Source organism: Streptomyces panaciradicis (assembly GCF_023516615.1).
Classification (GTDB): Bacteria; Actinomycetota; Actinomycetes; order Streptomycetales; family Streptomycetaceae; genus Streptomyces; species Streptomyces panaciradicis.
In genome coordinates this window covers 1-22726 of record NZ_JAMGBF010000074.1, presented here as the reverse complement: position 1 = coordinate 22726, position 22726 = coordinate 1, and the positions used below count along the sequence as shown (strand labels likewise).

Annotated in this window: 23 protein-coding genes; 9 read left to right on the top strand and 14 right to left on the bottom strand. The window is 73.4% G+C overall.

The features are described from left to right. Positions 1-21 precede the first annotated feature (21 nt). The 6 genes from M8J74_RS24035 to M8J74_RS24010 all read right to left on the bottom strand — a co-directional run bounded on the left by M8J74_RS24035 (position 22) and on the right by M8J74_RS24010 (position 7049). A complete protein-coding gene (locus tag M8J74_RS24035; protein ID WP_249838432.1) occupies positions 22-1782 on the bottom strand; it encodes a protein kinase domain-containing protein in 1761 nt (586 codons plus the stop codon). A gap of 122 nt (positions 1783-1904) precedes the next feature. Next, positions 1905-3476: an oleate hydratase gene (locus M8J74_RS24030; RefSeq protein WP_249838431.1), complete on the bottom strand. Its 1572-nt coding sequence runs from the start codon at positions 3474-3476 to the stop codon at positions 1905-1907. A gap of 129 nt (positions 3477-3605) precedes the next feature. Beyond that, positions 3606-4820, bottom strand: coding sequence for a globin domain-containing protein (locus M8J74_RS24025; protein WP_249838430.1), 1215 nt, complete (start codon positions 4818-4820; stop codon positions 3606-3608). Positions 4821-5034: 214 nt separating this feature from the next. Continuing rightward, positions 5035-5841, bottom strand: a complete 807-nt coding sequence (locus tag M8J74_RS24020) for an SAM-dependent methyltransferase (protein WP_249838429.1) — start codon at positions 5839-5841, stop codon at positions 5035-5037. A gap of 84 nt (positions 5842-5925) precedes the next feature. Continuing rightward, positions 5926-6177: a DUF397 domain-containing protein gene (locus M8J74_RS24015; RefSeq protein WP_058926992.1), complete on the bottom strand. Its 252-nt coding sequence runs from the start codon at positions 6175-6177 to the stop codon at positions 5926-5928. Next, positions 6174-7049: a Sco1979 family transcriptional regulator gene (locus M8J74_RS24010; RefSeq protein ID WP_249838428.1), complete on the bottom strand. Its 876-nt coding sequence runs from the start codon at positions 7047-7049 to the stop codon at positions 6174-6176. Before M8J74_RS24010 ends, M8J74_RS24015 begins: the two co-directional genes overlap by 4 nt. Before the next feature lie 263 nt (positions 7050-7312). On the opposite strand from M8J74_RS24010, the gene M8J74_RS24005 reads away from it, so the two are divergent. Continuing rightward, positions 7313-7753 carry an ATP-binding protein gene (locus tag M8J74_RS24005; RefSeq protein ID WP_249838427.1) on the top strand — a complete coding sequence of 147 codons (441 nt, stop codon included), beginning with the start codon at positions 7313-7315 and terminating at the stop codon, positions 7751-7753. A gap of 15 nt (positions 7754-7768) precedes the next feature. Here M8J74_RS24005 and M8J74_RS24000 read toward each other — a convergent pair whose 3' ends face one another. Beyond that, the gene (locus tag M8J74_RS24000) at positions 7769-9181 is read right to left on the bottom strand and encodes a PP2C family protein-serine/threonine phosphatase (protein ID WP_249838426.1); all 1413 of its coding nucleotides are present in this window, start codon (positions 9179-9181) and stop codon (positions 7769-7771) included. 93 nt (positions 9182-9274) lie between these two features. Here M8J74_RS24000 and M8J74_RS23995 point away from each other — a divergent pair, with 93 nt between their 5' ends. After that, positions 9275-10060: an SAM-dependent methyltransferase gene (locus M8J74_RS23995; RefSeq protein WP_308406089.1), complete on the top strand. Its 786-nt coding sequence runs from the start codon at positions 9275-9277 to the stop codon at positions 10058-10060. 475 nt (positions 10061-10535) lie between these two features. Here the strand turns inward: M8J74_RS23995 and M8J74_RS23990 are convergent, their stop codons facing one another. From M8J74_RS23990 to M8J74_RS23980, 3 genes are read right to left on the bottom strand one after another with little or no spacing between them, the layout of a single operon-like run. Beyond that, a complete protein-coding gene (locus tag M8J74_RS23990) occupies positions 10536-10853 on the bottom strand; it encodes a hypothetical protein (RefSeq protein ID WP_249838425.1) in 318 nt (105 codons plus the stop codon). Further along, positions 10850-11320 carry a nitroreductase family deazaflavin-dependent oxidoreductase gene (locus M8J74_RS23985; protein WP_249838424.1) on the bottom strand — a complete coding sequence of 157 codons (471 nt, stop codon included), beginning with the start codon at positions 11318-11320 and terminating at the stop codon, positions 10850-10852. Before M8J74_RS23985 ends, M8J74_RS23990 begins: the two co-directional genes overlap by 4 nt. Then, positions 11317-11766 (bottom strand): OsmC family protein, encoded by a 450-nt coding sequence (locus tag M8J74_RS23980; RefSeq protein ID WP_249838423.1) that lies wholly within the window; start codon positions 11764-11766, stop codon positions 11317-11319. The genes M8J74_RS23985 and M8J74_RS23980 overlap by 4 nt, the downstream gene beginning before the upstream one ends. 246 nt (positions 11767-12012) lie before the next feature. Here M8J74_RS23980 and sqr point away from each other — a divergent pair, with 246 nt between their 5' ends. From sqr to M8J74_RS23965, 3 genes are read left to right on the top strand one after another with little or no spacing between them, the layout of a single operon-like run. After that, entirely contained in the window at positions 12013-13275 is a 1263-nt protein-coding gene (sqr, locus tag M8J74_RS23975; protein ID WP_249838422.1) for a type III sulfide quinone reductase, selenoprotein subtype, read from the top strand. A 17-nt stretch (positions 13276-13292) separates the two neighbouring features. Beyond that, the gene (locus tag M8J74_RS23970; RefSeq protein WP_249838421.1) at positions 13293-13610 is read left to right on the top strand and encodes a TusE/DsrC/DsvC family sulfur relay protein; all 318 of its coding nucleotides are present in this window, start codon (positions 13293-13295) and stop codon (positions 13608-13610) included. A gap of 14 nt (positions 13611-13624) precedes the next feature. Then, the gene (locus tag M8J74_RS23965; protein ID WP_249838420.1) at positions 13625-14098 is read left to right on the top strand and encodes a DsrE/DsrF/DrsH-like family protein; all 474 of its coding nucleotides are present in this window, start codon (positions 13625-13627) and stop codon (positions 14096-14098) included. On the opposite strand, the gene M8J74_RS23960 is transcribed toward M8J74_RS23965, so the two are convergent. The 4 genes from M8J74_RS23960 to M8J74_RS23940 all read right to left on the bottom strand — a co-directional run bounded on the left by M8J74_RS23960 (position 14091) and on the right by M8J74_RS23940 (position 18974). Continuing rightward, the gene (locus M8J74_RS23960; RefSeq protein WP_058927000.1) at positions 14091-14366 is read right to left on the bottom strand and encodes a hypothetical protein; all 276 of its coding nucleotides are present in this window, start codon (positions 14364-14366) and stop codon (positions 14091-14093) included. The genes M8J74_RS23965 and M8J74_RS23960 overlap by 8 nt on opposite strands. A gap of 382 nt (positions 14367-14748) precedes the next feature. After that, entirely contained in the window at positions 14749-15921 is a 1173-nt protein-coding gene (locus M8J74_RS23950) for an acyl-CoA dehydrogenase family protein (protein ID WP_249838419.1), read from the bottom strand. Positions 15922-16024: 103 nt separating this feature from the next. After that, positions 16025-17578 carry an acetolactate synthase large subunit gene (locus M8J74_RS23945; RefSeq protein WP_249838418.1) on the bottom strand — a complete coding sequence of 518 codons (1554 nt, stop codon included), beginning with the start codon at positions 17576-17578 and terminating at the stop codon, positions 16025-16027. 22 nt (positions 17579-17600) lie between these two features. After that, complete coding sequence (locus M8J74_RS23940; RefSeq protein WP_249838417.1) at positions 17601-18974, bottom strand: FAD-binding oxidoreductase; 1374 nt, start codon at positions 18972-18974, stop codon at positions 17601-17603. Positions 18975-19216: 242 nt separating this feature from the next. Here M8J74_RS23940 and M8J74_RS23935 point away from each other — a divergent pair, with 242 nt between their 5' ends. The 4 genes from M8J74_RS23935 to M8J74_RS23920 all read left to right on the top strand — a co-directional run bounded on the left by M8J74_RS23935 (position 19217) and on the right by M8J74_RS23920 (position 22308). Next, complete coding sequence (locus M8J74_RS23935) at positions 19217-20935, top strand: SulP family inorganic anion transporter (RefSeq protein ID WP_249838416.1); 1719 nt, start codon at positions 19217-19219, stop codon at positions 20933-20935. After that, a complete protein-coding gene (locus M8J74_RS23930; protein WP_249838415.1) occupies positions 20932-21408 on the top strand; it encodes a pyridoxamine 5'-phosphate oxidase family protein in 477 nt (158 codons plus the stop codon). The genes M8J74_RS23935 and M8J74_RS23930 overlap by 4 nt, the downstream gene beginning before the upstream one ends. Before the next feature lie 3 nt (positions 21409-21411). Further along, a complete protein-coding gene (locus tag M8J74_RS23925; protein WP_249838414.1) occupies positions 21412-21837 on the top strand; it encodes an ATP-binding protein in 426 nt (141 codons plus the stop codon). Positions 21838-21957: 120 nt separating this feature from the next. Further along, complete coding sequence (locus M8J74_RS23920) at positions 21958-22308, top strand: ArsR/SmtB family transcription factor (protein WP_249838413.1); 351 nt, start codon at positions 21958-21960, stop codon at positions 22306-22308. The last annotated feature ends 418 nt before the right edge of the window (positions 22309-22726 follow it).

The window sequence follows — 22726 nt, the reverse complement described above, 5'->3', positions numbered from 1 at the left end:
ATTGTGGTGTCGATCACGCGCTCAGTCGGTTTCGCGCAGCGCGGTCCAGGTGTCGTGGCTCACGACGCCGTCGGCCTCGAGCCCCTTGTCGTTCTGGAAGCTCTCCACGGCGGCCGTCGTGCCGGGGCCGAACTCGCCGTCGACGCCCGAACCGCCCACGCTGTAGCCGCGCTTGGTCAGCATGCACTGCACCTGCAGGACCCGTTTGCCGCTGTCGCCCTCGCGGGTGCGGCCGCTGCCGGCGTAGTAGGTGCAGTCGGAGATCCAGGGCGGGGTCGCGGGAGCCTCGGGCGTGGCCGTTGTCGGCGCCGCCCCGGTCGGTTCGTCGCTCGCGCTCGGCACGGGGGCCGCCGGGGCGGTGGAGGTGCCGTGGCGCCCGGCCCGGGCCGGGCCGGTGGTGGTGGACGCCGAGGGGGAGTCGGCGGTCCGCGCCCCTCCGTCGACGCTCTTGCCGGAGGCGGACGTGTACCCCAAGGAGCCCGATGCCGTCGGCCGGGCGCCGTCGGACACGGTGCCGCCGCCGGCCGCGCGGGAGCCGGGCGGGGCGTGGGAAGCGGGCGGGAGGGGGTTGTCGAGAGCGAGGATGCCCGCGGCCGTCGCGCAGAGCACGACGCCGGCGGCGACGACCAGCAGCGGCTTCCTGCGGCCGGCGGTGCGGGGCTGGTCGGCGGGTAAGCGCTCGGGCGGGTCCGCCGGCGTCACGCCCGCTTCGGCCTCGCCCCCGGCGGGCCGGGCCGCGGCCCCGGCCGGAGCGGCGACCACGGCCACCGGCTCCTCGGGAGAGCGCAGGCGGGTCGTCCCCTCGCCGGGCAGGCCGTCGAGGACCTCGTACGCCCGCTGCCGGGCCAGCACCCGGCCGGCCAGCGGCTCGGGCCAGTCGGCCGCCTCGGCATGGCCCGAGGCCGTGTCGACCAGGTCCCGCGGGGTGGGCCGGCCCTCCGGCTCCTTGGCCAGGCAGGCGGCCAGCAGGGCCGCGAGGTCCGCGTCCGCCTCCGCGACCTGGCCCAGCAGCTCTCCGTCGGGCTCCTCGAAGGCCACCCGGTGCATCACGTCGACGCCCGTGCCGTCGCCGAACGGCGCATGCCCGGTCGCCGCGTAGACCAGCGTGGCGCCCAGCGAGAACACGTCCGAGGGCGGCTCGCAGGTGCCCGTGCGCAGGTGCTCCGGCGACATGTACGCAGGGGTCCCCACCCGGTTGCCCGTGCCGGTCAGCGCGCTCGCGTCGACGGCCTTCGACAGGCCGAAGTCGATGACGTGCGCGCCGTGCACCGTCAGCAGCACGTTCGACGGTTTCAGATCCCGGTGCACGATCCCGGCGGCGGCCAGGTCGGCCAGCGCCCGCCCCAGCTCGGCCACCAGCCGCCACACCGCGGCGGTCGCCAGGGCGCCGTCCTCACGCACGGCGTCCGCCAGATCCAGGCCCGGCAGGTACTCGGTGGCCATCCACAGCAGCCGGTCCTCGAAGCCCGTGCCGCACAGCCGGGCCGTACGGGCGGTGGGGACCAGGTCGTGCACCGACGCCTCGCGCTCGAACCGGCGCCGGAAACCGGCGTCCTCCGCGTACTCGGGCCTGATCACCTTCGCCGCGACCAGACCCGGGCCGCCGCCCGCGGGACGGGCGAGATACACCCGTCCCATGCCGCCGCTGCCGAGCAGCGCCAGCGGCACATAGGGGCCGATGCGCCGCGGATCGCCCGAGTGCAGGGGCGCGGCGCCGGTCTGCCGCAGTGCCGCGGCCTCGTCCGGTGCCGAGCCCGACGGCACCGACCGGTGTTCTGACACGGGTCCCCCGAAGTGATGTTCGTCGTATGCCAGTTCGCCCAAGAGGGGAAGACGAGGCTAACGCAGCAGCGACGCGCGGACAGCGGTTTCGATCAGTATGGAGGTCCCGGCCGTGCGCCTTCTCACCGGCGGTGCATGGTCTCCAGCGCGGCGGCCAGCACCTGCGGGTCGTGGTGGCCCTTGTGGACCGCGGGCGGCTGCCGGTCCAGGCGCAGCAGCCGGGACACGGCCGTCCAGGCGGTGCGCACCGAGTACTCCACGGTGAAGACGACGTCGTCCGGCACCTCGGCGAACTGCCCGATGAAGGCGAGGTTCACCGACCCCTCCGGCACCACGTGCGGCCGGTCCTCGCGACGCCGGACCAGGAACTGGCTGGTGATGTACGGCATCACGCACGGCACGACCGTGGAGGTGGCCAGCACACGCTCCGCGAGCTCCCCGTCGATGCGCAGGTGGTGCAGGACCTCCTCCAGGATCTCCCGGCCGGAGCACATCGTCATCGGCTTGGGTGTGTGGTTGCCCGCGCGGCCCGGGAAGAGACCGTAGCCCCACCACACCGAGACACCCTCGGGCTGGTCGCGGTAGACCGGCTGGCGGTTGGCGACGATGGTCAGCAGCCAGTTGGAGTCGGTGAAGGTCATCAGGCCGCCCCGGCCGGTCTCGCGCCCGTCGAACTCGGCGAGCGCGTCGAGGAAGGTGGGGTCCTTGGCGGTGACCGTGAACGACTCCCAGCGCGACTCCTTGACGTGCTTGTCGAAGGCCGCCGGGTTGCCGAACTCCTCGCGCCCCCGGGCCAGTCGGTGCCACAGCAGCCAGGAGCCGGAACGGCCCGGCGCCGGGGGCGGGGCCGAGGTGTGGGTGCCGAGGGTGGAGGCGTCGGTCATGGAGCCGTTGGTGACGAACACGAGGTCCTCGGGCGCCACGGCGATCTTCTCCTCGTGGCCGTCCCGGGTGAGGTGGAGCGTCTCGACCGTGCCGCTGTGCCGCCCCGCGGCGAACCCCAGATCGGTGACCCGGGCGCCGGAGTGCACCACGACGCCGCGCTCGCGCAGCCAGGCCGCCAGGGGCAGCACGATCGAGTCGTACTGGTTGTAACGGGTGCGGTGGATCCCCGACATGGACGAGAACTCGGGGAAGAGGTGGATGAAGCGGCGCAGATAGCGGCGGAACTCGATGGCGCTGTGCCAGGGCTGGAAGGCGAACGTGGTGCACCACATGAACCAGAAGTTGGTGGTGAAGAAGTGCTCGCCGAAGCAGTCCGTGATCCGCTTGCCGTCCAGACGGCTCTCGGGGGTCGCCACACAGCGTACGAGCTCCAGCCGGTCGCGCTCGGAGAAGCCCATCGTGGACGTGTCGACGATCCGCCCCTCGCCGTCGACCAGCCGCGCGGCGTCGTCCCAGCCGAACTCCTCGTGCCCGGACAGGATCTCCTCGGTCACCGACACCGCGGGGTCGTCGAGGGTGGGGATGCCGGACAGCAGGTCGTAGGTGCAGCGGAACTCCGCCTCGAACATCCGCCCGCCGCGCATGCTGTAGCCGGTGTCCGGGGTGCCACCGGCGTCCAGGCTGCCGCCCAACTGCCGCTGCTCCTCGAAGAGGTGGATGTCCGCCCCCTCGAACCCGCCGTCGCGGATCAGGAACGCGGCCGCCGAAAGCGCCGCGATCCCACCGCCCACCAGGTATGCCTTCGCCATCGCCCGACTCCTCGTCTCCCCGCGGTCGTTCGGCGACCGCGCACCTCACTCTTCCCTTGCGGACCAGGGGCCGTCAGTGGGCCGTCCGGCACCCCGGGGGACCGGACGGCCCTTACGGGCGCGGCCCGTTCAGTCGGACTCGCCGGGAAGCCACAGGTCGGGGCCGAAGACCTCGTAGCGGATGTGGCGGGCCGGGATACCCGCGCCCAGCAGCTGGGTGCGCACGGCGCGCATGAAGGGCAGCGGGCCGCACAGGAACACCGTCGCGTCGGTGGGCAGTTCGATGCCGGTGAGGTCCATCAGGCCGGTGCGGGCGGCGGGTTCCTCCGCGCCGGGCCGCTCGTACCAGAACTCGACGCGTGCGCCGGGCAGTCGGCCGGCCAGCTCGCGCGTCTCGGCGCGCAGCGCGTGCTCGGCGGGGGAGCGGTCGGCGTGCAGGACGGTGACCGGGCGGGTGGAGCCGATGGCCGCGAGGTGGGCGAGGATGCCCGTCATGGGGGTGCCGCCGATGCCCGCCGAGACCAGCACCACAGGGGTGGTGGTGTCGGCCGGGTCGTCGAGGAACACATCGCCGAAGGGCGCCGACAGCGTCAGTTCGTCGCCCTCGCGCACCTCGGCGTGCAGCAGGTTGGAGACTTCGCCGTCCGGTGCGCCGCCCTCGCCCTCGACCCGCCGGACGGTGATGCGCCGCAGGTCCGTGCCGGGATCCGAGGACAGGCTGTACTGGCGCAGCTGGTGCACCCCGTCGGGCGTGCGCACCCGCACGCTGACGTACTGGCCCGCGCGCGCCCGCGGCGCCGCCTCGCCGTCGGCGGGACGCAGCAGGAAGGACACCGCGTCCGGGGTCTCGGTACGGCGTTCGACGACCGTCCACCGCCGCCAGATCCGGCCCGGCTGGACGCCCGCCTCCTGGTACAGCCGCGCCTCCTGGCCGATCAGCGCGCCGGCCATCAGCCAGTACACCTCGTCCCAGGCGGCCGCGACCTCGGGGGTGACCGCGTCGCCGAGCACCTCGGCTATCGCGCCGAAGAGGTACTTGTGCACGATCGTGTACTGGTCGTCGGTGACCCCGACCGCCGCGTGCTTGTGGGCGATGCGGTCCAGCAGGGTGTCGGGCCGTACGTCGGGGTGGTCGAGGAGCATGGTGGCGAACCCGGCGATCGAGCCGGCCAGCGCCCGCCGCTGGGCGCCGCTGGCCTGGTTGCCGCGGTTGAACATCCCGTCGAGCAGTTCCGGGCGGTCGTGGAACATCGCGCCGTAGAAGCGCGTCGTGATCTCGTCGAGTGCTCCCGCGACGGCGGGGAGCGTGGCACGGACCACGGCGGCGGACTCTGCGGACAGCATGGGACCTCCCGGAAGGGAACGGTGTGGCAGGAAGAGCGCCGCCCCGTCGGCGGGCGGCGGCCCCAGGTCTAGCAGGCCGCCACCGGACTTTCCGGGCCGTTCCGGGGCGCTGAGGCCAAGAGGGGCCGGTCGGCCCCGGGACCGGGGACCACCGGCCCACAGGACCTTCCCGGTTCCGGAGCCGTCCGGCCCCGCCACGCTCTCCCGTGCGGCCCTACGGCTTGATCCCCACCGCCGTCCACAGGCTGACCTCGGCGTCGGTCGCTTCGATCTCGGCCTCCGGGCGCCAGCGGTGCCCCACGCTGACACCGGGCTCCAGCAGCTCGAACCCCTCGAAGAAGCGGGCGAACTCGTCCTTGGACCGCACCTGCACCTCGGTCCCGGAGCTGATGTAGATGTCCACCAGCTTCCGCCAGGTCTCGGGGTCGAAGTCCGGCGTGCAGTGGCTGATCGCCAGCGCGCTGCCCGACGGCAGGGCGTCCATGAGCCGGGCGACGATGTCGTACGGCCCCCAGGCGTCCGGGATGAAGTGCAGCAGCGCGTTGAGGGACAGCGCCACCGGCTGCGTCAGGTCCAGCGCCTCGCTCAGCTCCGGCGCGTTGAGGATGGTGTCGGGCTCGGTGAAGTCGGCGTGGATGTAGGTGGTACGGCCCTCGCTCGTGCTGCGCATGAGGCGCTCGGCGTACTTGAGCACCAGCGGGTCGTTGTCGGCGTACACCACCCGGGCGTCGGGGACCACGGACTGGGCGACCTGGTGCAGGTTCGGCTCGGTGGGAATGCCGGTGCCGATGTCCAGCCACTGCCGGATGCCGTGCTCCCGGGCCAGCACCCGGGTGGCGCGGTGCATGAACGCCCGGTTCTCGCGGGCGCACGTGTAGATCGCCGGGAAGACGCCGGCGACCTGCTCACCGGCCCGCTCGTCGATGTCGAAGTGGTCCTTGCCGCCCAGGTAGTAGTCGTACATGCGGGCGGAGTGGGGCCGGCTGGTGTCGATGTCCCGCGCGGCGTGGGAGTTGCTCATCCTGTCCCTTTCGGTGGTGATCGTGGGGGTGTCGGGCAGGTCGCGGCCAGGGCCGGCACGGGTCCTTCCCGCTGGGGTTCTCGGTCAGCCGGTGGCCAGATGGTCGGCCAGGCCCCGCTTGACGCCGGCGACGAACGCGGCGATCTCCTCCGGGGTGTAGATGAGGGCGGGCCCGGCCGGGTCGGTCGACTGGCGCAGGGCCACGCGCCCGTCGGCCAGCTGCTTCGTCTGCACGCACTGCCCGCCGTTGGGCCCGCTCCACGGCGACTCCCAGCCCTGTTCGCCGAGGTCCGACGCGGGCATGCCGTTGTACACGTGACAGTCGATGAAGCTCATGAGTACTCCTTGCGCATGCGGTTCAGGAGTGCCCTGCTGTCCGCGTCCGAGGTCAGCAGGGACATGCGGTTGTGCGCCTCGAGATGCGCCACGACGTCGGAGCGCTGGTCCAGGTACATCGCGCCCGAGAGGATCTCGGTGTAGACGATGTCGGGCAGCTCCGGGGCCTCGAAGCGGAAGTAGGTGAACGGCGCGCAGGCCCCGACGTGGGCGCCCGCGGTGAACGGCACGACGTCGACGCTGACATGCGCCAGCTCCGAGACCTCGAGCAGCCGCTCGATCTGCTCCCGCATCACCTCGGGGCCGCCCACCACCCGGTGCAGCACGGCCTCCTCCATCACCACCCACAGCGTGGGCGCGTCGGGTCTGTCCAGCAGGCTCTGCCGGCGCAGCCGCAGGTCCACCCGGCGGTCGAGGTCCTCGTCGTTGTCGTTCGGGAAGCCGCCGCCGAGCACCGCGCGCGCGTAGGCGGGCGTCTGCAGCAGTCCGGTGACGTAGTGCGGCTCGTAGGTGCGCAGCGTCCTGGCACCGGTCTCCAGGCTCACATAGGCGCTGAACCAGCCGGGCAGCACATCGCGGTAGGTGTGCCACCAGCCGGGCTCGTTGGCCCGCTCGGCGAGGGCGACGAACTCGTCGATCTCCTGCCGGTCGGCCCCGTACGTCTGCAGCAGCAGCTCCACGTACAGCGGGCGCAGCCCCACCTCCGCCTTCTCCAGCCGGCGGATGGTGAGGGGCGTGACGCGCAGCGCCTTGGCGGCCGCCTCCAGCGAGACGCCCGCACCCTGCCGGCGCTCCTGCAGCCGGCGGCCGAGGATCATGCGCAGCACGGTGGGGGCACTGTTGCCCCCCGTGCCCTGACGGCCTTCGCTCACGCCCTTACCTCCTGAGGAACTGTCACTCGCCCGAGTCTGACAGTGACTTGATGACCTCACCAGACCGATACCGGCTCGCTGAAATTATCAGCAGGTCTGTTGCAGGCTGAACCTGGGTGCGATCATAGTTACGTGTGTGAACCGTGCCGCCGAACGCGCGCGCGGTCCGTCAACCGCGCCCACCCCAAGCCGAGTTGGCGTGCTCCGACGTTCGAGGCGTCCCCCGCGCCTGGCTGCCGCCCGCCCCACGGAAGGCCAACACCGTGTCCCCCCACCTGACTTCGTCACCACAGCTGTTAGACGTGGCGAACCCCGACCGCACGCACTGGCTCGAACTGCCCGCCCACCGCTCCAGCGTGAGAGTGGCCCGCCGGTCCATGGGCGCCCGGCTCACCGCCTGGCGGCTGCCGGCCGCGCTGTGCGAGGACGCGGTGCTGCTGCTGTCCGAGCTCGCCACCAACGCCGTGCGCCACACGCTCAGCGCGCGGATCCTGTGCGGCATCGGCTTCGTCAGCGACGTGTGCCTGCGCCTGGAGGTGCACGACCACGACTACTCGGGCAGCGAACTGCCGCGCCGCGAGGCGGGCCCCGAGGACGAGGGCGGACGCGGGCTGCTCCTGGTGGAACAGCTCGCCGACGCCTGGGGGGTGGACCGGTCCAGACTCACCGGCGGCAACGCCGTGTGGGCGAACCTGACGGCCTGAGGGCGCGCGGCGGTGTCAGTCCTTCGCGGGCGTCAGCTCGGCGAGCAGCAGCGTGCGGTCGTCCCCGCCACCCGGCCCGGCCGGCGCGTGCAGCAGCTTGCGGCACACGGCGGACAGCGTGTCGTCGACGGCGCCCGGCGGCGCGAGCGCGGCCTCGTCCACGGCGCCGGCCAGCCGCGCGATCCCGTGGTCGATGTCGTCGTCGCGGGACTCCACCAGGCCGTCGCTGTAGAGCACCAGCACGCTGGGCTCCGCCAGCTCCAGCACGGTCGGCTCGTAGCTGCCCGCGCCCAGCCCGAGGGGCAGGCCCGCGCCGACGAGCGGCACCGGCGCGGTCCGGCCGTCCGCGCCGCGCAGCAGTGGGGGAGGGTGCCCGGCGCCCACCAGGGTGCAGGTGCGCAGGCGCGCGTCCCACTCGGCGTAGATGCAGGTCGCGAAGGAGGCGCCCGGGGTCTCGCTGGCGAGGTCGTCCAGCCGCCGTATGAGCTCCGCGGCGGGGATGTCCAGGCCGGCCAGGGTGCGGACCGCGGTGCGCAGCTGGATCATCGCGACCGCGGACTCCGGGCCGTGCCCCATCGCGTCCCCGACGATCAGGCTGACCCGGTCGCCCGGCCGCCGCAGCACGTCGGACCAGTCGCCGCCGATGACCGTGCCCTGCCCGGCCGGCAGCGAGCCGTGCGCGATGCGGCAGCCCTCGACCTCCTGGACCGCGCCGGGCAGCAGACTGTTGCGGATGGCCAGGGCGGTGCGGTGCTCGCGCTCGTAGCGGCGCGCGTTGTCCAGCGCGACGGCGGCGCGTGCGGCCAGCGACTCCACGGCGGCGACGTCCGCGGTCGTGAACGGCCCCCGGTCCGGTCCGCGCGTGCAGGCCACGAACCCGATCGCGTCGTTGCGCGACCGCAGCGGCACCACCAGGAAGGACCCCACCCGCAGCAGTTGGTCGATGCGTTCGTCGCCGTCCGCCGAGGCCTTCAGCCGCTCGGTGGTGTGCGCGTCGACGGTGTCCAGCAGCTGCGCGTGGCCGTCGGTCAGGGCGCGCGCGTACGGCGTCCCGCGCGGGAAGACGATCACCTCGCCGACCGGCAGTACGCCCTCCCAGGTCTCCGGCGCGTCCGCGCCCACGCGGACCGCGAGCCGGCGCGCCTCCCGCTGGGGCGGATCGGCGACGGCGTATGCGCTCTCCTCGCGCCGCCAGCGCTCCAGCAGGTACACGGACGCGGCGTCGCAGAACCCGGGCGTCAGGGCGTGCACGACATGGCTGCCCGTCAACCGCAGATCGAGTTCGGAGCCGATGACGTCGGCCGCAGGGGAGAAGGCCGACCGGCGGGGCGACGGCAGGACGGCGGGGGTGTCGTCGGCGGAGCTGCGCGGTTCGTTCCGCAGGGTCGTGCCTTTCCGGGTGGGGGGCCGGCCGCGCGGCTGTGACAACGGATCACCGCGCGTCGACAGCAACTATATGATGAGGCGTCAAGAGCCCTTGTCCGAGAGGATGTTGTGGTGTCCGACAGTGCAGGACCACCGGTGACCGATCCCGACAGGGCCAGTGTCGCCCGTATGTACGACGCGATGCTGGGCGGACAGCACAATTTCGCCATCGACCGGGAGGCGGTGGCGGCCGTCACGGCCATCGATCCCCAGGTGCGCATGCTGGCCCGCGCCAACCGCGCCTTCCTCGGCCGGGCCGTGCGTCACCTCGTCGGAGAGGGGGTGCGGCAGTTCATCGACCTCGGCTCGGGCATCCCGACCCAGGGCAACGTGCACGAGGTGGCCCAGGCGGCCAGTCCCGGGGCCCGCGTGGTCTACGTCGACAAGGACCCGGTGGCCGTCGCCCACAGCACGTCGCTGCTGGCGGACAACCCGGACGCCGACATCGTCGACGCCGACATACGGCGCCCCGCCGACGTCCTGTCCGCGCCCCAGCTGCGCAAGCTGATCGACTTCGACCAGCCGGTGGCGGTGCTGATGGTCGCGATCCTGCACTTCGTCACGCCCGAGGAGGACCCGGCCGGCATCGTCGCCGCCTACCGGGACGCCCTGCCCGAGGGCGGCTGGCTGGCCCTGTCCCACGCCACGAACGAGGACCGCCCGCGCACGGCGGCCGCGGTGACGCAGCTGTACAACTCCAAGGCCACCTCGCAGGTCGCCACGCGCTCCCAGGAAGAGATCCTCGGCTTCTTCGACGGCTTCGAACTGACCGAACCGGGCCTGGTCCACGTCCCGTTGTGGCGGCCGGACCCGCAGGACGCCGTCCCGGACAACCCTTCGGAGTACTGGGTGTACGCGGGAGTCGGCCGCAAGAACGGATGAGGGGGCGCGCCCGGGGGAGACGCACGGTCCCCGCGCACAGGTGAAACCCCGGCGGGGAACGGACCGCCCGGCCAGGGACCCGGTGGACGACCCACTCGCGACCGGGTCCCACGAGCGGCCGTCCCCCTGGCACGGACGCCGTCCCCGAGGGGACGGGGGAGCCCCTTGCAGTGCCGGGTCCGGCGTCCGCGCCTAACTCAATGATCATCGCTGTGACCGTGGATGCAGGAGGGGCGAGCGGCCCGGAGCAGGGGCCGGTCGGGCCCTTGACGCCCACGCCCACGCCACCGCGCCGGGAGGGCGCGTCACGGGCGGGGTGAGGTGCCGGGTGCCGGGTGTCGTGCCGGTGCCCAGCGTGACGCCGGGTGTCGCATCAGCGCCGGCCGCGGTGTCGCGTCGTGCGCCGTGGCAGGGTGTGCGCGGCGGCGCGCGGCCGTGCCGACTGCCGACCGCCCCGATCGCAGGCCCTCCGCCGTCAGCCGCGTCCCCGCCGGCCCTCCGCGAGCCGGTGGCTTCGGGTCAGGGCCCGCCTGCCCTCCGTGAGCGGATGCCACCGCACCGCCACCCGTCGCCCCTCCGCCAGCGCGTGCATCGCCTGCCGGTAGGCGACCGCGTCTATCCGGCCGTGCAGCCGTCGCTCCACCAGGCGTCGCTCGGCGGCCTCCAGCGCCGTGCGGCGACGCCTGGCGCGTGCCACGCGGTGCGGGCCCGGGTCCGGTCCCAGCAGGCGGGCCGTGTCGTACAACGCCCCCGCGAGGATGAGGAGTTGGAGCACTACGGCGAAGAAGATCATGTCGGTGGCCCCGATCCCTCGCCCAGCACGGGCAGTTCCACGCACTCCTTCGTCCGCACCACGTACCGCAGTGCGGCACCGAACAGCCACGGCATGCCCCGTACGCCCTCCGCGACGGGCACGATCCGCGGGGCGCCGAGCCGCAGCCACTGCCCGCCCAGCCGCATCCGGCCACCGCCGGCGGCCCGGATGTTGCGCAACCAGTCCGATTCCCGACCGAAGTTGACGCCGACGACGACCGTGTCCCCGGTGCGGAAGGCGCGCAGCGGTGTGTGGCGCACCGTGCCGGTGCGGCGGCCGACGTGTTCGAGGTCGGCGAAGGCGAGATGCCCGGCGAGGTGCAGGGTGGCCCTGTTGACGCCGCCGCGCAGCCGGCGGCTCAGCAGCCGGGGAAAGGGCACGGCGGGTTCACCTCCTCGGTGCGCGGGGCGCGGGGCGACCGGACGGTACTCGGCGGGCGCGCTCACGGCACCACCTTGATGGCGATCTCGGGCGGCTGCCGCAAGGTGTTGTGGACGGTGCAGTGCGAGACGACGGCCGCCAGGGCGGGCAGCCGCTCCGGGGGCAGCCCGGGCGGCGGCGACACGACGATGCGTACGGCGTCGACCCGGGCCGGCCGGTCGGGCGCCATCGTGAACTCGGCCCGCACGCGCAGACCCGTCTGCGCCAGCCCGTGCCGGTGCAGGAAGCGGCCCGCGTAGAAGGCGACGCAGGTGGCCAGCGACGCGGCGAACAGTTCGGTCGGGGTCGGCGCCCTGTCCGTCCCGCCCGCGTCCAGGGGCTGGTCGACCAGCAGGCGGTGGTCGCGGACGTCGACGGCGTAGGCGTCTCCGTCGACGTGGGTGACGTCGATGACGTGTGCGTAGTCCCGCACGGGAACTGACGTGGCCGTCTCCGGCGCGGTTCCTGCCATGACCTGCCTCCTGGGTGCCGTACCCGCTGTCGTCTTCAGTGCAGCGCGCGGGCGCCGGGCGGTCAGCGGGCCACCCGGGTGCGCGGGGGGCCGTTCGGCCCTGGCGGGGCGGCCGAGCTGCGGTCACACGTGCCGGCCGTCGCTCGGCGGCCCGGACGAGGGGGCCTCACGTATACCCCGGTGGGTACCCGTCGAGGGGACCATCGGCCCCTGCCCCGGACTGATCTCGGGCCCGACCGTGGAGGCATGGGCACACACATCGTGATTCTCGGAAGCGGCACCGCCGGCACCATGACGGCCAACCGGCTGCGCCGCGCGTACGACGAGAGTGAGCTGCGGATCACGGTCGTCGACCAGGACGACAGCCACGTCTACCAGCCGGGACTGCTGTTCGTGCCGTTCGGGCTCGCCCAGCAGCACGCCCTGGTCCGCTCCCGGCCGCACCAGCTGCACGACGGCATCGACTACCGGCGGGCCCGTATCGACCGGGTCGACCTCGACGCGCGGACCGTGTACTTCGCGGTCGGCGGCTGGGTCGCCTACGACGTTCTGGTGGTCGCCACCGGTGCCCGGCTGCTCCCGGAGGAGACCGAGGGGCTGACCGGGCCGGGGTGGGGCGAGAGTGTCTTCACCTTCTACGACCTGCCCGGCGCGGTGGGCCTGCACGAAGCGCTGGAGCGTTTCGAGGGGGGCCGTGTCGTCGTCGACGTGGCGGACATGCCGGTCAAGTGCCCGGTCGCGCCGCTGGAGTTCGCCTTCCTGGCCGACTGGTACTTCCAGCGCCGCGGCATCAGGGACCGGGTCGAGCTGACGTATGCCACCCCGCTGGACGGGGCGTTCACCAAGCCGGTCGCCGCCCGGACGCTCGGCGGACTGCTGAAGCGCAAGGGCGTGGAGCTGGTCACCGAGTTCACGCTCGGCGAGGTCGACGGCAAGGGCGGCCGGCTGGTGTCGTACGACGAGCGGGAGGTGGGCTTCGACCTGGCCGTCGTCGTGCCGCTGCACGGCGGCGCCGAGTACGTGGAGCGCTCGCCGGGCCTGGGCGACGAGCTGGGGTTCGTGCCGGTCGACCCGCACACCCTTCAACTCCCGGACCACCCCGAGGTGTTCGCCATCGGCGACGCCGCCGGGCTGTCGGCCTCCAAGGCCGGTTCGGTGGCCCACTTCGAGGGCGAGGTGCTGGTGCGCAACATCGGCCGCTTCCTCGCGGGAGAGCCGTTGGACGGCTCCTTCGACGGGCACGCCAACTGTTTCGTCGAGACCGGCTTCCACAAGGCCCTGCTGATCGACTTCAACTACGACACCGAGCCGCTGCCCGGCCACTTCCCGGGCCCGGTGGGCCTGCCGCTGATGAAGGAGTCGCACGCCGCGCACCTCGGCAAGCTCGCCTTCGAGTGGCTGTACTGGCACAGCCTGCTGCCCGGCCGGGAGATGCCCGGCATCGGCTCGGCGATGCCCGAGCGCGGCAAGATCCACTTTCCTGCCTCAAGCGAGAACTTTCCTGCCTGAACGAGAAGGAGACAGTCATGCCCACCGCCACCTATGACGGCACGGCCGTCCCGGTCGACGACGAGGGCTTCTTCACCGAGCCCGAGCGGTGGACCGAGGCCATGGGCGAGCAGATCGCCAAGGAATGCGGCATCGACACCCTGACCGACCGGCACTGGACGGTCATCCGCTTCATGCGCGAGCAGTACGCCGCCAAGGGCACCGGACCCACCGTGCGGGTGCTGGGCAAGACCTCCGGCGTGAGCGTCAAGGAGCTCTACCAGCTCTTCCCCAAGGGACCGGCGAAGACGGCCGCGAAGATCGCCGGTATCCCCAAGCCCCGCGGCTGCATCTGAGGAGGATGCCGGTCATGCCCGACACCGCCACGATCGAGAAGGTCTCGATCATCGTCTCCAAGGGGTCCCTGGAGGGGATCTACCCGGCTCTGATCATGGCCAACGGCGCCCGCGCCGAGGGCATCGAGGCCGACCTGTTCTTCACCTTCTTCGGCCTGGACGCCATCACGAAGAAGCACTGGGAGCACATCAAGCTGGCCACCGTCGGCAACCCGGGCCTGCACCTGCCGACCCTGCTCGGCGGCATGCCGGGCGTGCCCGACCTGGTCACCCGCTACATGGAACGCAAGATGGACAAGCTCGACATCCCGCCGATCCCCGAGTTCATCGAGATGATCGCCGACACCGGCGCGGGCATCTACGCCTGCAAGGCCTCCGTCGACCTCTTCGAACTCGACAAGGACGACCTCGTCGAGCAGGTCCAGGACATCATCACCGTCGGCGAGTTCTACGCACACGCCGCCGGCGGCCAGATCATCTTCACCTGAGGGTGCCGCGCGGCCCGTCGGTGCCGCGCTCCGCCACGGCGGCCTGGGCCAGCAGCAGTTGGGCCAGGCCGCGGGCCTCGTCCGCGGTCAGCGCGGCCCACGCGCCCGGCACGCCGCCCCCGTCCCGGCCCACGTCCAGCGCGATCCGGGTGATCGGCCGCTCCTGCTTCGTCAGGCGCAGGCACTTCACCGCGATACGCCGGCCGCAACCGGTGACCAGATCAGAGTCGGCGATCTCGTGGAACCGCTCTCCTCCCGTGCCCGTCATCGGACTCACGCCCTTCCTTCTCGCTCGCATTCGTACCGGCGGTGGTATCTGAGTGAGCGCCCGCGGAGAGCGAATTGTTCCCGGACACCGCCCCTGAACAGCCGCCGCCGCTGATCCGTACCGCCTGCCGGTGTCGTGGCCCCCGCGAAGGTCGAGGTGATCGCCGGGCTGATCGGCTGCCGGGCCAGGATCCGCGTCGAGGTGGAGGAGCTGCGGCAGGGGGTGTGCGACACGAAGGAGAGGGACCGGGTCATCACGACGTTCCCCGAGGAGCACTACCAACTGGCCTGGCTCGACGCCGACCGCGGGGGAATTCCGGCAGCTCAGCGGCTTCGGCCCCGCCGCCGCCCCGTAGGAGACGGCCGCCGCGACGGCCCGCCGCTCACAGGAACGGCGTGCCCGGGTCGAGCCCCGACAGCACCCGGCCGTACAACTCCAGATTGGTCGTCGGATTGACGAACGCGTGCAGGTTCAGCGCCTGCACGTCGCGCACCGCCCGCTGGACGGGCACCTCCCGGTGCAGGGACGACGCCCCGGAGGCGGACGCGATCAGGTCCACCGCCTCCTTGCACAACCGTGCCACGTACCCCGTCTGTGCCCGGACCCGGGCGCGGTCCCGCCGCGGGTACGGCCCGCCGGCCTCGACGCGGGCGACGAGGTCCCGCGCCAGCAGTTCGGCGCAGGAGATCTTCATCGCCGCCTCGGCGGCCTGCAGATGCGTCACGCCGGCCTCGTGCTGCCGCGTGTGCAACGTGTACGTGATGCCCCGGCGGTGGATGCGTCCGGTGAACTCCGCGAGCGCGCCCCTCGCCAGGCCGAGCGCGTGCGGCGCGGTCCACACGCAGAACATCAGCAGGACGGGCACCTGGTAGAACGGGTCGTCGGCGTTGCTCTTCGAGGGGAACTCCCCGGCGAGCAGCGGGCCGACGGGCAGCACACGGTGGGCCAGCACGAAGACGTCCCGCGCGACGACACTGTTGCTGCCGCTGCCGGCCAGTCCGGAGACGTACCAGTCGTCGAGGATCTCCAGCTCCGACATCGGTACGGCGGTCCACAGCGCCTGCGGCGGCCCGTCCTCGGTCTCCACCCGGGCGGTGAGCAGATGCCAGTCGGCGTGCCGGCAGCCGGTGGCGAAGGCGGAGGTGCCGTCGACCAGGTAACCCCCGTCCGTGGCCTTCGCGGTGGCGTCCGGGACGAGGGTGCCGCCGACCCGTACGTCGGGACCGGTGAAGATCTCGTCCTGCGCCTCGTCGGGGAAGAGCGCCGCGATGAAGGCGCAGCCCGCCTGGATCAGCGTGGCGAACGCGGTCGAGCCGCAGGCGGCGGCGATCTCGGCGAGGGCCTCGACCTGGGTGTGCGGCGCCGTCTGGTAACCGCCGTACCGCCGGGGCACGTTCATCCGGTACACCCCGGTCTCCGTGAGGGCCGCGACCACCTCGTCCGGCACCCGCCGCTCCTGCTCCGCGCGCAGCGCGTGCTCGCGGACGAAGGGGGCGAGGTCCCGCAGGCGTGCCACGAGGCCGGTGTCGGACGAGGGTGCGGGCGGCGGAGCCATGGCGGACCTCCGGGCGGGCCGACGGGGTCATCACCGTTTCGCGGATCGGCCCGGGTGTCAACGCCGCCTGAAGGCAGGGGAGTTGAGTCGACGGGGAGTTGGCTCAGAACAGCGGGGGGACGTCCGCCTCGATGAGGTGCGGACCGGGTTCGGCGAGTGCCGAGCGCAGTTGGGCGGTGAAGTCCTCGGCGGTCGTCGCCCGGGTGGCGGGCACGCCCATGCCCCGGGCCAGCGCGACGAAGTCGATGCGGGGACGGGACAGGTCGAGCAGATCGCGGCGGGCCGGCCCGTCCGCGCTCATGCCGAGCCGCTGGGACTCCATGCCCAGGATCGCGTACGCGCTGTTGGCGAAGACCACCGTCGTGATGTCCAGGTGCTCGCGGGCATGGGTCCACAGCGCGGAGACCGTGTACATCGCGCTGCCGTCGGCCTCCAGGCACAGCACCGGCCGGTCCGGGCAGGCGAGCGCGGCGCCCGCGGCGAGCGGCAGGCCCTGGCCGATGGCGCCGCCGGTGAGGGTCAGCCAGTCGTGCCGGGGTGCGCCCGCGGTGGCGCCGGGCAGCCAGAGACCGGAGGTGTTCGCCTCGTCGACCACGATCGCGCCCTCCGGCAGCAGGGCGCCGACGGCCGCCGCCGCGCTCTCGGCGGTCAGCGCACCCGAGGGCGCCTCGGGACGCTCCGCGGCCTGCACCACCGGCACGATCCCCGCCGCCACCGTGTCGGCCAGCCGGCCCAGTGCCCCGGCCGCGTCGTCGGCGGCCGTCGCCAGTGTGTGGATACGGCAGTCGTCGGGCGCGAGCGCACCCGGCAGGCCGGGATGGGCGAAGAACGACACCGGCGCTCGGGCGCCGGCCAGCACCAGGTGCCGCACGTCGCGCAGCTGCGCCATCGCCCCCTCGGCGAGATAGCCCAGCCGCTCCACGGACGGCAGACCCGCACCGCGCTCCAGGCGGGCCGGGAAGGTCTCGCACAGCAGCCGGGCGCCGGTGGCGGCGGCGATCCGGGCGGCCGCCCGCAACGCCGGTTCGCGGGTGGCGGGTCCGCCCAGCAGGATCGCGGCCGGCTCGCCGCCGCGCAGCGCCTGCGCCACCTCCACGATCGTCTGCTCGGGTACGGCGGCGGGCGGCCGGGCGCCCCCGCGCGGTGCGGGCCGTGCACCGTCCGACCAGGACACGTCGGCGGGCAGGATCACCGTGGCCACCTGCCCGGGGGCGCCGGTGGCGGCGGCCACCGCCTCGGCCACGTCGCTGCCGGCCGTCGCCGGGTCCTCGCAGCGGCGCACCCAGCCGGACACGGTCCCGGCCAGGGCGTCGACGTCCGACTCCAGCGGGGCGTCGTACTTCTTGTGGAACAGGGCGTGGTCGCCGATCAGGTTGACCAGCGGGGTGTTCGCGCGGCGGGCGTTGTGCAGGTTGGCCAGGCCGTTGCCCAGGCCGGGCCCCAGGTGCAGCAGGGTGGCCGCCGGCCGGCCCGTCATCCTGCCCCAGCCGTCGGCCGCGCCGGTGGCCACCCCCTCGAACAGGCACGGCACGGCCCGCAGGGCGGGTTCGTCGTCCAGGGCGGCCACGAAGTGCAGTTCGGAGGTGCCGGGGTTGGCGAAGCAGATCTCGACACCGCACTCCAGCAGGGTGCGGGCCACGGCATGGGCACCGTTCACGGTGATTCGGCCTTTCACGCGGTCAGTCGAAGAGGATCCCCGGGTTGAGGATGCCGTCGGGGTCGAAGGCGTGCTTGACGCGGCGCATCAGCTCCACCTTGGCCGGGTCCTCCAGTTCGAGGAAGTACCTCTTCTTCGTCGTCCCGATGCCGTGCTCGCCGGAGATCGCGCCACCCAGGTCCGCACCGGCCCGGAACAGCCCGCGCAGCACCCCCTCGCGCCGCACGGGGTCCGGCTGGAAGACAGCCAGGTGCACATTGCCGTCGCCGGCGTGCCCGCAGCCGGTGATGATCGAGGCGCTGTCCCGGGCGATGGCGTCCGCCGCGGCGAACAGCCTCGGCAGCGCGGCCCGGGGGACGACGATGTCCACGACCTCGTCCGCGCCGGCCGCCTTCGACGCCCAGAACGCCCGCTCGCGGGCCTCCATCAGATCCCGCGCGGCGGCCGCGGGCAGCACGTAGACGTCGGCCGCGCCCAGCCCGAGCAACTGCTCGCCCAGCCGCTCCACGTCCGCCTCCAGCCGCTCGGCGAAGCGCTCCTCCAGGACCACGACGAGATATCCCAGGGCGGTGCGGCGGACCTGCCCGGGAATGCCGAGGGCCAGCTCCTGCCGCTCCGTCATGGCCGCCATGGTGAGCATGTCGACGTACTCCAGGGCCAGCGGATCCACGCCCCCGGCCAGCAGCCGCGGCACCGCCCGCGAGACCTCCTCGGCCGAGGCGAACGGCGCCAGCACCGTCGCACGGTGCTCGGCCCGCGGGCGCAGCCGCAGGACCGCCTCGGTCACCAGGGCCAGCGTGCCCTCCGAACCCACGAGGAGCTGCGTCAGGTCGTAGCCGGTACTGGTCTTCACGTACCGGCCGCCGCTGCGCACGATCTCGCCGGAGGCGAGGACGGCCTCGACGCCGAGGACATGGTGCCGGGTCACACCGTGCCGGACGGCGTGCATGCCGCCGGCGTTGGTGTTGACGGTCCCGCCGACCGAGGCGCCCTGCTCGCCGGGGCGCACGGGGTAGCACAGCCCGGCCGCGGCGGTCCGCTCGTCGAGTTCGGCCAGGGTCACGCCGGCCTGGGCGACGGCGACGTGGTTGTCGGTGTCGATCTCGACGATCCGGTTCATCCGCTCGAAGGAGACGACGATCCCGTCGGCGCGCGGCACGCACGCCCCGCACAGCCCGGTCCCCGACCCGCGGGCGGTCACCGCGATCCGCCGCGCCGCGGCGAGCGACATCACCTCCGACACCTCGTCCGCCGTGGCGGGCCGCACCAGGTACGCGGGCGTGCGGGCCACGGCGGTCAGCGACTCGTCGTGTCCGTACTCCGCCGGCACACCCTCCCCGCTCAGGACGTGCTCCGCCCCCACCACCTCGGCCAGCAGCGCTCCGGTGTCGGTCATGATCCGGTTCCCTCCTCGGTGACGCGCCACGGGCAGCGCCCGGGGCCGTGCTCGCCATCATGGGACCGGCTCCGCCGCTCGGATGCCGGTCCAACAGGCCTCACCCGGCGGCCGGTTGGCCCTCCCGTCGCCCGCCTGTGCCCTCTCGATGACAGATGCTGAATTGCAAAGTTTCGCAATTCGTTAGATGCTGTCATGGCTGTGCTCGCAAGTAATGCCAGGGAAGCCGAGGGCGTCACCCGATGACCACCACGATCCGCCGGGCGGCCGCCCGCCTCCTGTCGTTGCTGCCCTCCCGCACCGATCTCGCGCAGGTACGACGGGATCCGCGCCGGGACCTGCTCGCCGGTCTCACCGTGGCCATCGTCGCCCTGCCGCTCGCGCTCGGTTTCGGCGTCTCCTCCGGACTCGGCGCCGCGGCGGGACTGGCGACCGCCGTGGTCGCGGGCGCCGTCGCCGCGGTGTTCGGCGGGTCCAACCTGCAGGTCTCCGGCCCGACCGGCGCCATGACGGTGGTCCTGGTGCCGATCGTGGGCCGGTATGGCCCGGGGGGCGTGCTCACCGTCGGCCTGATGGCGGGCGTCCTGCTGGTCGGCCTGGCGGTGCTGCGCGCCGGCCGCTACATGCAGTACGTGCCCGCCCCGGTCGTCGAGGGCTTCACCCTCGGCATCGCCTGCGTGATCGGCCTGCAGCAGCTCCCGAACGCGCTCGGCGTGCCCAAGCCGGAGGGCGACCGGGTGCTGGTGGTGGCCTGGCGGGCCGCCGAGGAGTTCGTCCGGTCCCCGAACTGGACGGCGGCCGGCCTCGCGGTCGGCGTGGCCGCGGTGATGCTGCTGGGGGCGCGGTGGCGGCCGGCCGTGCCGTTCTCGATCGTCGCCGTGATCGCCGCCACGGCCGTGGCCCAGCTGGCGCACCTGGACGCGGCGAAGCCGATCGGCGACCTGCCGTCCGGACTGCCGATGCCGTCCCTGTCCTTCCTCGACCTCGGCTCGCTCGGCACCCTGGTCGCGCCCGCGGTGGCCGTCGCCGCCCTGGCGGCCCTGGAGTCACTGCTGTCGGCCTCGGTCGCCGACGCGATGACGGTGGGCCAGCGGCACGACCCGGACCGGGAACTGTTCGGACAGGGGCTGGCGAACATCGCGGCGCCCCTGTTCGGCGGGGTCCCGGCGACCGGCGCCATAGCCCGTACCGCGGTCAACGTCCGCACGGGCGCGAGTTCCCGCCTCGCCTCCCTCGTGCACGCCGCCGTCCTCGCCCTGATCGTCCTCGCGGCCGCGCCCCTGGTGTCGAGGATTCCGCTGGCCGCGCTCGCCGGCGTCCTGCTGGCCACCGCGATCCGCATGGTCGAGGTCGGCTCGCTGCGGGCCATGGCGAGGGCGACGCGCTCGGACGCGCTGATCCTCGTCCTGACCGCCGTCGCGACCCTGGCCCTCGACCTCGTCTACGCCGTGATCATCGGCCTCGCCGTGGCGGGTGTCCTCGCCCTGCGCGCCGTCGCCCGGCAGGCCCGGGTCGAACAGGTGCCGCTGGACCGCGGCGACCACAGCGACGAGGAGCACGCGCTGCTCGCCGAGCACATCGTGGCGTACCGCATCGACGGTCCCCTGTTCTTCGCCGCGGCCCACCGCTTCCTGCTGGAGCTGACCGAGGTCGCGGACGTCCGCGTCGTCATCCTCCGTATGTCCCGGGTGTCGACGATGGACGCGACCGGCGCCCTGGTGCTGAAGGACGCGGTGGAGAAGCTGCGGCGCCGGGGCATCGTGGTGCTCGCCTCCGGTATACGCGCCGGCCAGCTGCAGGTCCTCGAGTCCGTCGGCGCCCTCGACCTGCTCCGGCGCGACGGTCAGGAGTACGCCACCACGCCCGAGGCGATCCGTGCGGCGCGCGACCACCTGGAGGCCACCGGAGTCCTGCCCCCGCCCCGGCCCTCGGGCACCGCCACGGAGGAGGCCCTGCGATGAGCACCGCCCCCGCCACGCTCCGGACGGTCGAGGTCTCCGGCGCGGAGGCCCTGTGTCTCCTGCGGCGCGGCCGCCCGGGCCGGCTCGTGTACACGCAGCGGTACCTGACCGTGCTGCGGCCCGCCGCGCAGGTGTGGGCGGACGGCCGCCTGCTCGTGCGCACATGCGGCCCGGCCACCGACGGGCCGGCGACGGCCACCTGCGAGGTGGAGGAGTGCCGCGCCCTGCCCGGCACCGGCTGGACGGTCACCGTCTCCGGTCCGGCCGAGGTCGTCACCGCCACCGCCGACGACGCCGCCGCCGACGTCGTCACCGCCACCGTCGACGACGCCACCGCCGCCGCCGACGCCGCCGTCACCGACGGCACCCGGCAGCGTGCCCCCGGCGGCTGGACCCCCGGTCCGCAGGACACGATCCTGCGCATCCGCCCCCGGGCCGTCACCGGGTTCCGTGTCGCGCGCGGGGAGGCGTGAGGGATGCCCACACGACCGCAGGCTCTTCCCCACCGGCATGTGCTCACGCTGCCCACCGCGCCCTCGGCCGTCCGGGCGGCTCGTGAGACGGCCGAGCAGGCCCTGGTCGAGTGGGGGATCGGGCTACGGCACCGCGCCGTGGACCCGGCCCTGCTGATCCTGAGCGAGCTGGTCACCAACAGTGTCCGGCACGCCGCCGTGCTCTCCCCGACGGTGACCGTGACATACGCTGCGGGCGCGGACTGCCTGGCCTTCGCCGTCCACGACCGTCACCCCTACCAGCCGGCGCTGTACGCGGCGGTCACCGGGGCCGGCGCGGGAGGCCTCGGTACCGTCATGGAACTCCTGCTCGCCCTGCACGGCACCGCGGTCGTCCGGCCCGACGCCGACGGCGGCGGCAAGAGCATCTGGATCACCCTGCCGCTCTGAGCGGAGCGGGCAGGCATGATCCTCACATGACAATGCGTAATTGCTAAAGTCGATAATTGATGATGTCGTACCGCCGGCCGCGGCGGTCCGGCCTGGTGTGCGGGTGGAGGAGACGGCACGGTGAGTACGCCGCTGTACCAGCTGAAGGCCGAGTTCTTCAAAACCCTCGGTCACCCGGCGCGCATCCGCGTCCTGGAGCTGCTGAGCGAACGCGAGCACGCGGTCGCGGAGATGCTGCCCGAGGTGGGCATCGAACCCGCGCACCTGTCCCAGCAGCTCGCCGTGCTGCGCCGGGCGAACCTGGTCGTGACCCGTAAGGAGGGCTCGACCGTCTACTACTCCCTGACCAGTCCCGAGGTGGCCGAGCTGCTGCGGGTGGCGCGGACGATCCTCTCGGGAGTCCTGGCCGGGCAGGCCGAGCTCCTCGCGGACCTGCGGGCCACGCCGGGGGCGGCGAAGCCGCGGGCGTGACGTCCGCCGCCCGGTCATCCCTCACACCCCGGGTCCACTGACACCCGCGCCCACCGTCGCGTCGCCCAACCGTCCTGGTCGGGGCCTCGAACGCGCGGGCGGGGATGTGATCCCGCACACGGGCGGGCTCAGGAACGGTTGCTATATTGCGCAATCATCCAACCCGTGGGGTGCGCCCTGACGTGCGGGGCGGTCGCCCGCCGCCCGGTCGTTCGCGCCGGGACGGTTGGCGTCGGCCACAGCGTAGGGAGTGGGACTTGAGCGACCCCTGGGGCGAAACCCGCGGCCGCGCGGGCACACGCAGCCGTACGGCCGGTGTCCCCCGGCAGCGGGAGACGGGCGATGAGGCGTTCGACCCCGGCCCCGGCCCAGGCCCCGGCGGCCGGGCGGCAGCCCGGCGGGCGGCCCAGGCGCACGG